Consider the following 14984-nt stretch of genomic DNA (forward strand, 5'->3'; position numbering starts at 1 on the left):
CTTTAAAGTTGGCCCAAGTTTCGCAGTTTGACTTTGGGATGAATTTCGGCTTGAGACATCACAACGGTTGAGGGGCGGAATCGCTCAATAATTGAGCGCACATGCACACGAATGGGCTGACCTGTAAGAATCACAGGCATTTCGCCTCGCATGGCCAAATCGTCCATAATTTCTCGGACGCGCAACATGAATTCCTGCACCTTGCTGGGAGAAAGGGCCAGATGTTTGGTTTCGCCATCGCCCAAAAGGGCGTCATTGAAAGCTTCTTCCCAGGCAGGCGATAACGTCACGAGAGGAAGGCTGCCGTTTTCATCTGAATTGGCCGCACACAATTGGCGTGAAAGGCGCGCTCGAACATGTTCGGTGATGGTTCCCAAATTGCGAGTGAAGGCGCAAGATTCGGCAATCCCTTCGAGTACAGCCGAGAGATCTCGGATGGAGACGCGTTCGTTCAAAAGATTTTGTAAAACGCGTTGAATGCCACTTTGGCTGATTTGATTGGGCACAATATCGGTGAGAAGTTTTTGTTGGGTTTTATCCAATTCATCCAAAAGTTTTTGCGTTTCAGCAAAAGATAGAAGATCGGACATATTATCTTTGATGACTTCCGTGAGGTGCGTTGTGACCACGACAGGAATATCAACAACGGTATAACCTTTGTTTTCAGCATTTGTTTTTTGATCTTCGGAAATCCACATGGCGGGAAGGCCAAATGTGGGCTCGATTGTGGGCTCGCCTGGAAGTGAAATGTTTTGACCTTGTGGGTCCATCACAAGATACATATGTGGCCTTAATTCCCCACGACCCACTTCAATTTCTTTAATGCGAATTATGTAATCATTGGCGCCTAATTGCAAATTATCCATAATTCTGACAGAAGGCAGAACAAATCCCATTTCGGTAGCCAATTGTTTTCGCAGAACCTTAATTTGATCGGTTAATCGTTGATCGTTGGGGCCGCTTACAAGGCTTAAAAGTCCATAGCCCAACTTAAGGCGAATGAGATCCATATGAAGTGCTGATGCCACTGTTTCTTCTTCTGCTGTTTTTGTGCCATCGGCTTTTGCAGCTTCCCCAGATTTGGTGGCAACGCGTTGAGCTTCTGTGTCTTTGATTTCTTGCGCTTGGGTGAGTTTCCAGGCCGCAAGCCCTGTAATCAGAGCTAAAGTGAGGAAAGGAAACATCGGTATTCCGGGGATGATGGCAAAGGCTGTCATTAAAAATGAACTTAACCCCAAGGCCGCCGGATAAGCGCCGAGTTGTGAAAAAAGAGCTTTGTCTGTGGAGCCACTAGTTCCTGATTTGGAAACCAGCATACCTGCCGCAGTTGAAATAATGAGAGCAGGGATTTGGGTAACAAGACCGTCTCCTACGGTGAGGAGGGAATAGGTGTGAAGAGCTTCTGAAAAAGTCATCCCCCCTTGCATGACCCCAATTAAAATACCGCCCACGATATTAATGAAGGTGATGATAAGGCCGGCGATGGCATCCCCGCGCACAAACTTAGCGGCACCATCCATGGATCCGTAAAAGTTCGTTTCTTCCTCAAGTTCTTTGCGTCTTTTTTTTGCCTCTTGCTCGTTGATAATTCCCGCTGATAAATCCGCATCTACGGCCATTTGTTTTCCAGGCATGGAATCCAAACTAAACCGCGCGGCAACTTCAGCAATACGTCCTGAGCCCTTGGTGATGACTACAAAGTTAATGGTGATCAAAATCATGAAAATAATGACACCAATCACGAAATTTCCGCTCATCAAGAAACCGCCAAAGGCGCGAATAACTTCACCTGCAGCGCCTGGTCCCTGGCTTCCGTCTGCCAAAATCAGACGGGTGGAAGCAACATTGAGTGAAAGGCGCAACATGGTTGAGACCAAAAGAATGGTCGGAAATGCGCTAAATTCGAGCGGTTTTTGGATGAACAAGGATGTCATGAGAATCATGACGGAAAAAGTGATGGAAAGGGCTAAACAAATATCTAAAAGAAATTTTGGCATTGGCAAAATCAAAAAAACCAAAATGGCCATGAGTCCCAAAGCGAACGCAATATCGCTTCGGCGCATTTTCAGGCCAAAGGTTGCAATGTCTGGAAAATTAAATGCGGGGAGTTGCCCCTGAGCCATGTTTTTGACCTCGTTTATCCAACAGCTTTATAGGCATTTGCACTTTTGGGCGTCATACCCTTTGCGGAATATTCATTGAGCTTATTTCGCAACGTTCGGATTGAGATCCCTAAAATTTTAGCGGCTTGCGTCCGGTTTCCAAGGCAATGATCCAACGTTCCTAAAATCATTTCTCGCTCCACATCTTCCATTGTCCGGCCCACAAGGCCATTGGAAGTCGTTTTTGACGTGGCGCTTTTGGAAGCGGAGGTAAACCCAAAAATATCTTCAACTTCGATGGCCTCACCTTGCGCTAAAAGAACAGCACGATGCATTGTGTTTTCAAGTTCTCGAACGTTGCCTGTCCAGTGATTTTCAGTAATGGCACGAAGAGCCTCATTGGAAAATTGACGTTTGATGATGCCGTTAGATTCTGAGTATTTGCCCACAAAATATTCTGCCAAAGTGAGGATGTCTTGAGGACGTTCCCGTAAAGGAGGAATTTCAATATTAATGACATTCAGACGAAAATAGAGGTCTTCCCGGAATTCTCCATTTTTAACAGCCTGGAGAAGGTCTCGGTTGCTTGTCGCCAAAAGTCTGATGTCGACTTTAACGGGATGATTTCCGCCGACGCGATCAATTTCTCGCTCTTGAATGGCCCGCAAAAGTTTGGCTTGAAGACGAACATGCATTTCGCTGATCTCATCCAAAAGAAGCGTTCCACCATTGGCTTCTTCGAATTTTCCAAGCCGTCGTGCAACTGCACCCGTGAAAGCCCCTTTTTCATGTCCAAAGAGTTCAGATTCGAGCAAATTTTCAGGGATTGCCGCGCAATTGACAGAGATGAAGCGTTTGTCGTTGCGTTTGCTTTTTTGATGAATAAAGCGCGCCATGACTTCTTTACCGGTTCCGGATTCGCCCGTAATTAAAATGCTGGCTTCGCTCGGGGCTACTTGCTCTGCCATTTTAAGAACGCGCTGCATCTTGGGATCTTTGAAGATCAAGTCCGTGCTGTCTTGAGAAACGGCCTCAAGAACCGCGGCAATCAGTTCAGGATCAGGGGGAAGGGGGAGATATTCTTTGGCGCCCGCTTTAATGGCGCGTAAGATTTCTTCTTTTTCTGATCCAATTCCGCAGGCAATTACAGGAATAGAAATTCTTTCCGAAGTGAGTTTTTGAATCAATAATGGCACATCGAGCGTGACGTCAATGAGGATAAGGTCTGCGCCTTTTCCTGTGCGCAGCCCCCCCAATGCGGCATCGATATCATCGACATGCTGGATTTGAGCGCCGCGGGCCATGGCAATCTTTCCCGCCGTTGAAATGTGCCCCTTGAGTGTCCCCACAATGAGAACGCGCATTTTTTGACTCCCTGTATTTAGTCTTATTATTTATAATCAATCTTAAACGTCTTTTTCAAAAAGGTTAAGCTTTATCCGATTTAATAATTTCCGTCATGGTGACGCCTAAGTGATCGTCCACAATAACGACTTCACCGCGTGCAACCAGTCGATCATTGACATAGACGTCAATAGCATCTCCCACTCTGCGATCCAATTCCACAACGGCACCACGTCCTAATTTCAAAAGCTGACTCACCTGCATAGACGCTTTTCCCAAAACAGCCGAAACCTGAACGGGCACATCATAAATGGCCTGCAAAGGTTCATCGGGCTTGGTTGATGTGAGCATGGGCTCTAATGCCGTTTCTTCGTTATCATCCAAAAGCATAGAATCGTCGATGGGGGTGTCTTCGTCTTGCTCGGGTAGCTCTAGTTTTTCTTCGTCTGACATAATGACTCCTGGTTTGATTTATTGGCAAGTGATGGTGCGGGGGGATATTTTCGGATCTTTGTTTGCTATAGGTTCACATCTTGACCAGTTAACGTTGGGTGAATACTGTTGTGTTGAGATAATTCCTGAGCCGGGAATAAACTTACAATTTACTGAAGTGAGCGCCGGTATGTAGGGAATATTGGATTGAGAGGTGTTCGCGCATGTTGCTATGCAAGCTGGAGGAGAGGTACTTGTCTCATCGGATCCGCACTGCATCGTTGCATAAGTCATATTTGAATTATTCGAGCAGATAGACGAAGTTTCTGCATGGCTTTGAGGGGTAAAAAAACAGAAGCTGAAAATAAAATATATCAAAAAGAATTTTGTGACTATTACTAGAGTTTTATTCATAGCTTGTCTCCTCACTGATGAGGGCTTCAATGAGTTTTGGTTCTGCCGACGACATCAAAATTTTTATGATTTCCCGTATCATCCATTTGAGATATCGCTCAACTCCGCCCTGATCCCAAGATAATCGGCAGTCCGAAATTTCCAATGAAGGATCCCCCATCACGTCTATAGAAACTGGTGATTTCTTCTCTATAACATAGTTTTTAATGTCTTCAACGAGATCTGGGTGGACTGAAAATGTGATTTTCTTTTGATCTTGAAATGAACGACTTGCGGATTCAAATGCGGCTTTGACTTCTTCTAAAGCCCCTTTCTGTGCCAAAATGGGAAAGAGCTTTTGAATGACAATGGTGACCAATGCTGCTGCTTCCTCTCCGATTTGAGATAAATGACTTTCTTCGATGGATTTTACATCTTCAAGTTTTTGTACAATGATTTGGAGTTGCTCGGACGCCAATGTGTGGCTCATAGATTTTGCGCTCTCAAGCGCTTTTTCATGAGCGATCTGTTGTAAAACTTCAGCGTGAGACGCCGTAATCATTTCAGGGGGAGGTCCTGCATCAAAGTTTTCATCAAAGAGGAATTTTTGAGCAATGGCCATTTTAATAAATCATTTCCTCCCCTTCAGATTCTTCAGGGATTGTGATTTCACCACGCATAGCCATGTCTTTGGTGGTGAGCACAACTTGTTGTTGGGCTTCATCCACTTGTTTGATTTTGACCATGCCCAAAGATTCAATGTCTTCTCTTAAAAGTTTAGACGCACGTTCGGACATATTGTTGAAGAAAAGATCTTTAATTTCTTGCTTGGCGCCTTTAAGAGCCATGGCCAAAACGCTTTTGTCTACGACCTTAATAACCGTCTGAACACCAGTGGCATCCAATTTGATCAGATCGTCAAAGGTGAACATGAGAGATTTGATTTTTTCGGCGGCCTCTGGGTTTCGCTTTTCAAGCCCTTCCATGAGACGCTCTTCTGTGGAGCGATCAAAGGAGTTGAAAACTTCAGCCAAAACCTCATATGGATTTTTGCTGGTGGTGCGGGACAGGCTGCTCATGAATTCGGTTTTGAGTGTATGTTCGACATCGGCCAACACTTCTTTTTGAACAGATTCCATTTTAAGCATGCGTAGCATGACCTCCATGGAGAGCTCCTCAGGCAGAAGTGCCAAAACACGTCCGGCATGACCTGTCTTGATTTTTGAAAGGACTACAGCAATTGTTTGAGGATATTCATTTTTTAAAAAGCTTGCGAGTGTTTCTTCGCTCACATTTCCGAGCTTGTCCCACATGGTGCGGCCTGCAGGACCTCGTATTTCTTCCATGATGGCATCAACTCGCTCTTTGCCGAGAAGTTTCATGAGGGTGCGTTCGGTACTTTCAAAGTTTCCAATAAGCTCGCCACCAGAATAGACTTTTTCTGCAAACTCGACGTAAACTTTTTCAACAAGTTCTGATTCTACCTTGCCCAAAGATGCCATCACTTGAGAAAGATCGCGGATTTCATAATCCTCAAGTTTATTCATAATTTTTCCAGCTTGGGCTTCTGAAAGAGAGAGTAACAAGATTGCAGCTTTTTCAGGGCCTTTGGGATTTCGAACAGTATCACGTGCAGCCATTAGTCTTGCCCCTCCCGCATCCAAGTGCGAATCTGGGCGACAGATTCTTCAGGTTTATCGTCAATGATCTCTTCAATTTTTTGAACAGCAGAAACTCGAACCTTGCCAATAACATTATCAATAGCCATCATTTCATCAGATTCCGTAGGGGCGGGAAGATGACCTCCACCAGGACCACTCAATTGAAGGGCAGGGGACCCGGGTGGTAATGCGCTCATGGGATTGGAAGAACTTCCTCCAGTTCCAGCTCCTGCAAGGGCGAATTGAGCATCTTGAGAGGCTACTGAGGCCGCTCCCACCTGATTCAAAAGGCGCGTAATAATGGGTCGTACGACAAAGAGAAGACCCAGCAAAGCAATTAAAGACAGCACAATGCTTTCGATCATGCGGATAATTTCAAACCGAGTAAAGCCCATGAAAAGATCTGATCCAGTTTCTTGCGCCCCGGGTTCTTCAGGGGCAAAACGCATATTCACAACCTCAACGGTATCTCCTCGTTTGTCATCAAATCCAATGGCGGATTTGACCAGTTTTGTGAGTTGATCCATTTCTTCTTTGGGACGTGCAGCATAAGCTTCTTTTCCATCTCCCCCTTTTGTGTAAACGCCATCAACCAAAACTGCGACTGAGATTTTTTTCACACCACCAGATTCTTTAATGTGTGTTTTGAGGGTTTTGGAGATTTCATAGTTGATAGTTTCTTCTGTGCGTTTGGAGTCATTTGTGTTTTTGCCTCCACCTCCGCCTGCCGCAGCTTGAGCATTGGGTACATTATTTTGGGAAGTGGCGCCTGCTGATGAAGCCGATTCAGATGCATTGGCCGATTCTTCTGCTGTTTGCGTAGATCTGACGACTTGCCCATCGGGATCATAGGTTTCTGAATTTTCGGTCAGGCGGTCCATATCCAAATCAGCACTGACTTCAGCTCTGACTTTTCCAGGGCCCACAGATCTTTCGAGTAAAGTCTCAAGCATTTTAGAAACGCGGGATTCGTAGTTGAGTTTGGCTTCCTCCAGATTGGCCGCCATGGCCGATTCTCCATCAGATCCTTTTGCAAGCAGCGTTCCTCTTTCATCAATAATAGAGATGTTTTCAACGGCAAGGCCGGGGACGGCTGCTGCAACCAAATGTTGAATACCCTGAACTTGACCGGGGGCAAGGCGCCCCGCACCCCTCATTTTAATAATTACAGAAGCACTGGTTTTTTGGGCCTCTCGCGCAAAAAGTTCTTTTTTCGGCAAGACGAGATGAACGCGCGCTGAGGAAACGCCATTGATAGAGCGAATGCTTCGGGATAGTTCTCCCTCAAGAGCTCTTAAGCGATTGAGGTCTTGAACAAAGCTTGTAGATCCGAGCACATCTGTTCTATCAAAAAGTTCATATCCGATGGACCCTCCCATAGGAAGTCCAGCTTCAGCCATCGCCATGCGGAGACGTGCCACTTGTTCGGAGGGCACAAAAATCTGAGATCCCCCTCCCTCAAGTTTATAAGTGACTCCCATATCATCAAGACGGGAGACGATTTGAGATCCATCAGCAGGATCAATGTCAGCAAAAAGCAACCCATAATCAGGTTCGCTTAATCTTGCTGTGATCATAAAGAAAAATCCGACCATGGCGGCCAAAACCGAACCCATAATCGCAAGGCGTATTAATCCAAAACCTTTGAGTGTTTCTACGAGCGCATTCACAGCTGCACCCTTCCCCTGTTGAGTATTTATTGAGGCTGCGTGCCCCTCATGTCATCCTGAAATAAATTCAGTATGACGATGAAAAAACACAACATTCTCATTTTTTATTCATCTTGAGAAAAATGAACGAAAACTGCAACTAAAAAAATGAGGGAAGGACAAAGCCTTCCCTCATTTTCTTAAAACTATGATGAACGGGCCACACTCAATAAAGCTTTGTCCGCATCAAATTGCATTCTTAGCGCTTCAGAGTTCATTTGAACGCCCAACTGAGCGGTCACCAAACTCATAAGTTGTTGTGCCTGGTCAATGTTAGATCCTTGAATTGTTCCAAATTCAACTGCGCCAATGCCATTAGTTTGGGCCTCCACTAAAATGGGGGAACCGGATTGAATGTTTGCTGTAAAAACTCCACCCCCTCGTGTGAGTTGGTTGTTATTAAATTTTGCAAAAGGAATTTTCCCTACATAAATTTGAGCGCCATTTGTGAACTCTGCAATGATGTATCCTTGGTTATCAATTGAGACGTTATTAAAGTTGCCATAAGGAACGCCATCCGTATTGGGTTTGTTGGCGGCATAGGAATTTCCATACTGAGTGAGACCACCGGGAGTATTGACCGGCCCCATGCCAATAGTGATGCCGCTATCTGCAGGAACGGTGGTTGTAGGTGTCCATTGAATATACATATTTGGCATTGAAGGACCATTGACAACACCATTGTACGTATATCCAGTTACAAGCCCGTTTGCATTAAAGTTTACAACTACACTATAGGCGTTCCCGGCATTTGCTATAGGGTTGGCGTTTGTCCCCAAATTTATTGCTTGTGCGTCTGGGCATGTTGATGTGACCGTCCATTGATTTGCCGCAGTTTTGGTCCACACAAGTGAGACGGTGTGTTGATTTCCCTGTGAGTCAATAACAGATGTTGGTGTTTTTTGGACAGATCCTGCAGCTTGGTCGATAGCCGCATTACCTGTAGCTATAGGTGCATTAGCGGGCAAGTTCAAAATATAATCTGCCTTTGTCGTAGCACTGGCTGTAGTGGCTACTTTGTCCGCTTGAATAGGAGAAAGCTGAGAGAGATCGTACTTGTTTTGAACTTTTGTTGTATCGATATCGCCATTGGCTAAAGTCGGCCATCCTAAAACAGGATATTCATTATTTCCAATTTGAGTGACGTATTCACCCAAGTTATTGATTGTGCCACGTACGGAAGGGACATACGCAATGGCTCCGTTGTATTTAACAGCAACCCAGGCGCCACCATCTTGGATCGTAAAATCCAGGTTATTGCCTGTACTGTTAATTGTGCCCTGGCTGGTATCCATCATTTGAGTTGTTTTAACACCGCTATTGCCTGTAGCGCCTGTTACGGATTCTGTTTGAAGTAAGTTCATCCCAAAGACGTTGTCAGCATTTTGAGTGGCAAGGTTTCCAGCAGAAGCCCCCATCACATTTTGGTTGGCATTAATACCTTGTATTGAAGATTGTTTCGTCATTTAAAATCTCCTTTATGGTTGTTCTGTTAGCATTGAAATGGCACGTGTCGCCCGATAGTCTGAAAGTGGAACAGACAGGCCATTCCCCAAATTCAACATGGGGGACTTGTCTTTCATTTCACCCCACTGTACTTTGCCTGAGACCAATGTCTCTCCCTGGATTTCTTGGTTTTCAGCATCCCAGGCTTTGACTCTGAAGGTGTATTTTCCACCGGGTAAAGGCACGCCTTTTTGTCCGAGGCCTTCAAATGGAATTTCATGTCGCCCTGAGGTCAGATGCCCTTTTGGACCGTCTAAGTTCATGGCACCCACAATGCGTCCCTCTTCGTTTGACATCACAAGAGTTGCTTTTTCAACATTTTGAGGAAGCTCATACATTAGATTTTGGGAGCGGTTTTTGAGATCAAATCTACCGAGTTTTTGGGATTGGGCAACTCCTGAAACGTTTTCCGTTTCAAGGACGTACTTATAATTTCCTTCGGGAAGTTTTGCGCCATTTGAATTAAAGCCATCAAATGTAATGTCGTGTTTTCCTGGTGTGGATTCACCAATGTAAGTTTTGACATGGTCATTTTTATCGTTAAAAACATGAATCATTGCGACTTTTGTGCCTTCTGGAATTTCATAAGCCATTTTAGGTAAATCGGGGAGAACAAACTGGTTCCCTTTGGCCACAATTTCTTGACCTTTGAAATTATTGGCTTGAACACCCATCATCATGTCCATTTTTTCAATAACTTTATCCATTTTCTCTAATTGAGCTGTTTGGTTTTTTGTAGAGTTCATTTGGAAGAAAGTTGCTGACATATCCTTAGGTTTTTGAGGATTCATCGGATTTTGATTCATCATTTGCTTGATCATGAGTTGAAATCCAATATTTTCCATATCGAGTTTCTTGCCCTCGCGTTTCTTCTTTTTGGCGTCCAAGGGGACAGCGCTCTTGGAAATAGCTTGAGTAGTTGCCATTATTTATCTCTCCTTAAATAACCGCATCATAACTGCGTCCGAAGACGCCAACGTTATAGCGCATACTGGGGATTTTGAGGGGTTGTCCATCCGTTCCTTCCTCCAACGAGAAAGAAGATCCATAGGTTTTCTCAAGACGCGCATATTGGGCATCTTGGGAGGGTCTTTCTTGGAATTGGAAGTTTTGTGAGGAGGCATTAAAGCCTTGGTCTCTTAACATTTGAGCAAGTTTATCCGCATCATTCCGGGCAAAGTTGAGGGCTTGTTGATCTGCCTTAAAGACAGCATTTACCTTGTCGCCATCCATATGCAATTCGATGTCCATCCGACCCAATTCACGAGGATCAAGGACGATGGAAATTTTTTGATCTCCCTTTTGCTTGAGCATTGGAAAATCAAGCCGTGTAAAAATTTGATCCATAACCTGGGGTTTGGAAAGGGTAGGGGAGGGATCAGCTTTTAGTGTTCCCGTGAAAGTGGTATCTCCTTCGTGAGCCTGAACAGAAATGGAATCTTGTTGAGCCGCTGTCTTTCCAATGTCTTTATCTTGAACGGATTTAAATTCCGAGAGAAATGGCGCTGTTTTATCATTTTTTTGAATATGTTGAGATGAATCTTGTGTTGAAGATGTTGCGACATCTGAGGAGTTTTTGGAATTCTCCTCTAGATTGGTATTTTGTGTGGGTGGAAATTCCGATTCTCTTACGACGCCTTCAATGCCTTCTTGATTTTCATTGGGTGTTAATGTTGGATTGTTTTTGACGATTTTTTGTACTTCTGGTGCAAGAAAATCGAGTGAATTTTTGTCTATAAGAGCTTCCTCCGAAGAAGCAATTTGATTTGACCTATCATCGTTTTTGTCTTGTGGAATAAACTTTTCCAATTTCTTTGAGAGGATTTCATCAACACGTTTTACTTCGCCCGAAATCCCTTTGAAAATTGTGGACTGTGATTCTGGGTTTATTTCGAGATTTTCAAGATTTAACTCTTCGGGCATCAATGAATTGGCTTGTTCTTGTGTTAGAAGAATTTGCTGATATGATGAAGATTCAGGTATATCTTCAAAATAAATGTTAATGTTTTGCTGATAGGGAAGAGGCGTAGGCATGGCTGCAAATACCAAGCCTTCCTGTCCTTCAATTATAGATTTTTTGGTCTCGCTAAAATGGTCGAGAAAATTCAAACCTTCCCCATCCTGAGAATTCTCAAAGGTCTCGCCTTTTGCCCCAGACGCCTGTTGATTTTGCCCCATTAAGGCTTGGGCAAGATTAATGATTTCAAGCATATTTTAAATTCTCCCATTGCATATGCTTGAGGTCAATGCAAGGGGTGTGCCAGTTTTAGGAGGCTACAAGAAACATACGATTAGTACGTAATTAGGGCTAAATTTTCTCACAATTTTGGTAAGTGACAACCGTAATTGCGCAAATTTTTATTCCAGGATGACCAGCTTGTCTTCCAAAGCCTTGAGGAGGGAGTCAATCTTTCCACCCCCTTGTTGAATCACGGCGGAGTATTCAGAGCGCTGTGTAATGCTCATACTAATTCCATCCAAAAGAACATCATAAATACGGAGTTCTCCGTTTTTCTCAAAAAGTTTCCAATCCACACGAATGGGCTGTCCTTGCTCTGGGGTGATTTCTGAGATGACCGTAATGCCACCATCTGACTCTTTTCGGGATCCTGTGACCTCAAATTTTTGGCTCGTGTATTCTTGGAAGCGCGTTGCATAGCTGTTGACAATTCCATCTGTAAAAAGCTGGAGAAATTTTTCCTTTTGCTCAGGAGTTGCTTGTTTCCAATAGCGTCCGAGCACAAATTTTCCAATGGATTTAACATTAAATTTTGTTTCAAAAATGTCCCGGAAGACTTTTGCACGTTGAGGTGTATCAATCATTTTATTCGTTAAAAGTGTAATTACCTGATCTCCAATTTCTTGGATGAAGGCTTCAGGGGTGGCGTGAGTCTGCTCGGCTTTGGCTAAAAAAGGTGTGGTTACGAGCATAAGTACGGTTAGAAGAAAGCGAAATTTCACGAAATATTACTCCTCATCATCGGGGGTGGGTGTGTCTAGAAGTTCGTCTTGATACCCTTCAATCACACGCTTCCGGCGCTCAAAATACCAAGTGCGAATGGCGGCATAATAATCAACAGAATTGGCTTTTAAATCTTCAAGCAAGGGTTCAACATCGGCGCGGGCTTCAAGAACATTAGACCCTCCATAAATGGGGGCGAGGGGGGCTTCCAAAGTCCAAGTCAGGGGATTCATCGCGGCATCTCCAACACGACCTACAGCTTCTCTTGCTGTTGAGGGGCCTAAGATGGGAATCACAAAATAAAAGCCTTCACCAATCCCCCAACGTGCAAATGTTTGGCCTAAATCTTTTTTCTGATAAGGGAATCCCCAGTCTTCTGCGACTTCAAATAGGCCTCCCACACCAACCGTGGCATTAATTACAAGGCGGGAGATTGTGATCCCCGCATCCTCAAAATCCCCTTGCAAAAGATCGTTTCCAAATACAACGGGATGCATCAATGTTGTTAACACATTACGAATGCGTGTCTTCATAAAATCAGGGACGGCGCCATTATACATTTTTGAAAGAGGCTGTAAGAAAAGTCCGTCAATTAGATCATTTGTAAAAAACATGATACGATTAAAGGGTTCAATGGGATCCCTGGGGTCTGAAGAAGAGCTCGTAAAAACAGGATACGGGTTGCGCGGCTCATTGGAATGGGTGGGTTGGGAAACCGTTCCGTTTTCATAATACCATTGCGAGACTTCGGCTTTTCCAGCCGGAGAAATCAGGAGGAAAATTGATAAGAAAAGTGTAGATAGTCCTTTTTTGTGAGAATAAGGGCCGTCATGCTGAGCTTCTTTCATCATCTTGCTAAAAGGTACTGAAATGAATTTAGCATGGCCATTTTTTGAATGTGTCTTCATTTTACAAATAACTCGTTTCCTAAAATTACAATTCTTTTTCTTTCATTTTTTTCAAAATGAAATCCACAAAAACCCGCAATCTCACTAAGTGTTTTAATTGATGGGGATAAATGACATATCTCTGAACTTCAGATCCTGGTAAATCCGGTAGGACTTCTATAAGATCTGGCGAGCCTTCGACGATATAACGATGGAGTGAGGCAATTCCCATGCCCCCTTTGATAGCTTCTAGCATGCCATGAGAGCTATTGAAAACTAAATACGGTTTGCGTGGTTTGTCAGTTCCTACGTGTAAAAGAAAATCCAGATCATGATAGGGGTGGGCGGGGTTTCCACCATAGACGATAATTTGATGATGATTGAGATCTTCAATGGTTTTAGGAATACCGAATTTCTCAAAATAATTTTTATTGCCATATGTTCTTAAGCGATATTGAATCGCACCCGTATGTACAAGATCTGGGTTATTCATCGGAACTGCGGCAATCCCCACATCGGCCTCACGCATGTTGAGATCAACGTCCTCATCTTTTAAAAGAACATTGATGCGAATGTTGGGGAAAAGATCTGTAAATTCTTTGAGCTTGGGGGCCAACCAAAATGTCCCAAATGCAAGTGTTGTTGCAACTTTCAGGTCGCCCTGAGGTTGTCCTTTTTGTTCAATAATGAGTGCCTCAGTTGCGGCCAATTTTGAAAAAACCCGCGTTGCCGTTTCGTTCAAGATTTTTCCAGATTCGGTGAGCTCAAGGCCGCGGGGTTGGCGAATAAAAAGGGGGGTCCCCAGTTCGTCCTCAAGGATCGAGACCTGGCGACTAATTGCCGATTGGCTAATGTTGAGCATTGAGGTGGCTTTCGTAAAGCTTCCTGAGCTTGCTACAATATGAAAGATGCGTAATTTATCCCAATCCATAAACTCTCTTTTATCACATAAAATTATCTTTTGTCTTCACCGCTTGCGAGAATACATGCAAAAGAGTATTTTTCAATGGATAACTGAATAGGATTTAAAAATGCTTAAAATGAATATCGTTCGATTGCCACATGCCGGAGATTTGGATTTGCCAAAACAAGGCACACCTTTAAGTGCGGGCCTTGATTTAAGTGCTGCGATTGAGGGGCCTCTTACATTAAATCCGGGACAAAGGTTTTTAGTGCCCACCGGTTTTTCCATAGCCCTTCCCCCCGGATATGAAGGCCAAATTCGGTCGCGCTCTGGACTTTCTTTCAAGCATGGGCTTGTGGTTTTAAATTCGCCAGGAACGATTGATGCTGATTATCGGGGTGAGATTAAAGTTCTTCTTATTAATTTTGGAGAAGAGCCGTTTCAGATTGAGCGCGGTATGCGTATTGCTCAACTGGTTGTGAATAAAGTTGAGAATGTCTCATGGACAGAAGTGATGGCACATACGGATCTTGAAACCTTGAATCGCAATGAAGCGGGATTCGGATCTACCGGAATTCATCAACAATCGGGAAAATCATGAGATATACAGTTAAGTTTTTATTTCTCTCCCTTTTCATTCCTCTTTCGCTTGAGGCACGGGACAAAAATCTTCCTATTCCTCGGTTTGCAACCATTCGTCCTGAGCGCGCGAATATTCGGGTAGGTCCAGGTCCAGGTTATCCCATTGAATGGGTCGTCGTAAAATCAGGCGTTCCTGTGGAAATCACCGCAGAGTTTGATAATTGGTGCCGTTTAAGTTTTTCAGATGGATCTCAAGGCTGGGTTCATCGCAATATGCTTATGGGAAAAAGAACGGCTTGGGTGATGAATTCCGACGTGAGTCTTTTTTCAACCGCTCAAGAAAATACCACGATTCTAGCGCGTCTTGAAAAAGGTCTTTTGATTGATTTGCAAAAATGCGAGGGACTCTTTTGCCAAGTCAAAACCGAGGGGGTAAAGGGCTGGGTTAAACGCACCGATCTTTGGGGCGTTTATCCTAACGAAAAGGTGAATTAATAATTAC

At 44.0% G+C, this 14984-nt stretch carries 14 protein-coding genes; 2 read left to right on the forward strand and 12 right to left on the reverse strand.

Going from position 1 to position 14984, the window contains the following annotated elements:
- Positions 1-2 precede the first annotated feature (2 nt).
- The 12 genes from flhA to Bealeia2_RS04560 form a co-directional block, all read right to left on the reverse strand.
- A complete protein-coding gene (gene flhA, locus Bealeia2_RS04505) occupies positions 3-2123 on the reverse strand; it encodes a flagellar biosynthesis protein FlhA (RefSeq protein WP_331255915.1) in 2121 nt (706 codons plus the stop codon).
- Positions 2124-2137: 14 nt separating this feature from the next.
- Entirely contained in the window at positions 2138-3466 is a 1329-nt protein-coding gene (locus Bealeia2_RS04510) for a sigma-54-dependent transcriptional regulator (protein WP_331255916.1), read from the reverse strand.
- A gap of 64 nt (positions 3467-3530) precedes the next feature.
- Entirely contained in the window at positions 3531-3797 is a 267-nt protein-coding gene (fliN, locus tag Bealeia2_RS04515) for a flagellar motor switch protein FliN (RefSeq protein WP_414437845.1), read from the reverse strand.
- 487 nt (positions 3798-4284) lie between these two features.
- Complete coding sequence (locus tag Bealeia2_RS04520) at positions 4285-4893, reverse strand: FliH/SctL family protein (RefSeq protein ID WP_331255918.1); 609 nt, start codon at positions 4891-4893, stop codon at positions 4285-4287.
- 1 nt (position 4894) lies between these two features.
- The gene (gene fliG / locus Bealeia2_RS04525; protein ID WP_331255919.1) at positions 4895-5911 is read right to left on the reverse strand and encodes a flagellar motor switch protein FliG; all 1017 of its coding nucleotides are present in this window, start codon (positions 5909-5911) and stop codon (positions 4895-4897) included.
- The gene (gene fliF / locus Bealeia2_RS04530; RefSeq protein ID WP_331255920.1) at positions 5911-7602 is read right to left on the reverse strand and encodes a flagellar basal-body MS-ring/collar protein FliF; all 1692 of its coding nucleotides are present in this window, start codon (positions 7600-7602) and stop codon (positions 5911-5913) included. Before fliF ends, fliG begins: the two co-directional genes overlap by 1 nt.
- Before the next feature lie 185 nt (positions 7603-7787).
- On the reverse strand, positions 7788-9107 hold the full coding sequence (locus tag Bealeia2_RS04535; protein WP_331255921.1) for a flagellar hook-basal body complex protein: 1320 nt from the start codon (positions 9105-9107) through the stop codon (positions 7788-7790).
- A gap of 12 nt (positions 9108-9119) precedes the next feature.
- Positions 9120-10073: a FlgD immunoglobulin-like domain containing protein gene (locus tag Bealeia2_RS04540; RefSeq protein WP_331255922.1), complete on the reverse strand. Its 954-nt coding sequence runs from the start codon at positions 10071-10073 to the stop codon at positions 9120-9122.
- A 13-nt stretch (positions 10074-10086) separates the two neighbouring features.
- The gene (locus Bealeia2_RS04545) at positions 10087-11358 is read right to left on the reverse strand and encodes a flagellar hook-length control protein FliK (protein WP_331255923.1); all 1272 of its coding nucleotides are present in this window, start codon (positions 11356-11358) and stop codon (positions 10087-10089) included.
- Positions 11359-11505: 147 nt separating this feature from the next.
- A complete protein-coding gene (locus tag Bealeia2_RS04550) occupies positions 11506-12108 on the reverse strand; it encodes an MlaC/ttg2D family ABC transporter substrate-binding protein (RefSeq protein ID WP_331255924.1) in 603 nt (200 codons plus the stop codon).
- 6 nt (positions 12109-12114) lie between these two features.
- A complete protein-coding gene (locus tag Bealeia2_RS04555) occupies positions 12115-13017 on the reverse strand; it encodes an MlaA family lipoprotein (protein WP_331255925.1) in 903 nt (300 codons plus the stop codon).
- A 25-nt stretch (positions 13018-13042) separates the two neighbouring features.
- Complete coding sequence (locus Bealeia2_RS04560; protein WP_331255926.1) at positions 13043-13927, reverse strand: LysR family transcriptional regulator; 885 nt, start codon at positions 13925-13927, stop codon at positions 13043-13045.
- Positions 13928-14027: 100 nt separating this feature from the next.
- Here Bealeia2_RS04560 and dut point away from each other — a divergent pair, with 100 nt between their 5' ends.
- A complete protein-coding gene (gene dut / locus Bealeia2_RS04565; RefSeq protein ID WP_338453474.1) occupies positions 14028-14501 on the forward strand; it encodes a dUTP diphosphatase in 474 nt (157 codons plus the stop codon).
- Complete coding sequence (locus Bealeia2_RS04570) at positions 14498-14977, forward strand: SH3 domain-containing protein (protein ID WP_331255928.1); 480 nt, start codon at positions 14498-14500, stop codon at positions 14975-14977. The genes dut and Bealeia2_RS04570 overlap by 4 nt, the downstream gene beginning before the upstream one ends.
- Positions 14978-14984: the final 7 nt, after the last annotated feature.

The sequence above is a fragment of the Candidatus Bealeia paramacronuclearis genome, assembly GCF_035607555.1.
GTDB lineage: Bacteria > Pseudomonadota > Alphaproteobacteria > UBA9655 > UBA9655 > Bealeia > Bealeia paramacronuclearis.

Bases quoted from the DNA above. Each gene is read 5' to 3' on its own strand.
- Bealeia2_RS04555 (WP_331255925.1), bottom strand. From the start codon at position 13,017: ATGAAGACACATTCAAAAAATGGCCATGCTAAATTCATTTCAGTACCT.
- Bealeia2_RS04560 (WP_331255926.1), bottom strand. From the start codon at position 13,927: ATGGATTGGGATAAATTACGCATCTTTCATATTGTAGCAAGCTCAGGA.
- Bealeia2_RS04510 (WP_331255916.1), bottom strand. From the start codon at position 3,466: ATGCGCGTTCTCATTGTGGGGACACTCAAGGGGCACATTTCAACGGCG.
- fliN (WP_414437845.1), bottom strand. From the start codon at position 3,797: ATGCTCACATCAACCAAGCCCGATGAACCTTTGCAGGCCATTTATGAT.
- Bealeia2_RS04545 (WP_331255923.1), bottom strand. From the start codon at position 11,358: ATGCTTGAAATCATTAATCTTGCCCAAGCCTTAATGGGGCAAAATCAA.
- Bealeia2_RS04535 (WP_331255921.1), bottom strand. From the start codon at position 9,107: ATGACGAAACAATCTTCAATACAAGGTATTAATGCCAACCAAAATGTG.
- flhA (WP_331255915.1), bottom strand. From the start codon at position 2,123: ATGGCTCAGGGGCAACTCCCCGCATTTAATTTTCCAGACATTGCAACC.
- fliG (WP_331255919.1), bottom strand. From the start codon at position 5,911: ATGGCTGCACGTGATACTGTTCGAAATCCCAAAGGCCCTGAAAAAGCT.
- dut (WP_338453474.1), top strand. From the start codon at position 14,028: ATGCTTAAAATGAATATCGTTCGATTGCCACATGCCGGAGATTTGGAT.
- Bealeia2_RS04570 (WP_331255928.1), top strand. From the start codon at position 14,498: ATGAGATATACAGTTAAGTTTTTATTTCTCTCCCTTTTCATTCCTCTT.
- Bealeia2_RS04520 (WP_331255918.1), bottom strand. From the start codon at position 4,893: ATGGCCATTGCTCAAAAATTCCTCTTTGATGAAAACTTTGATGCAGGA.
- Bealeia2_RS04540 (WP_331255922.1), bottom strand. From the start codon at position 10,073: ATGGCAACTACTCAAGCTATTTCCAAGAGCGCTGTCCCCTTGGACGCC.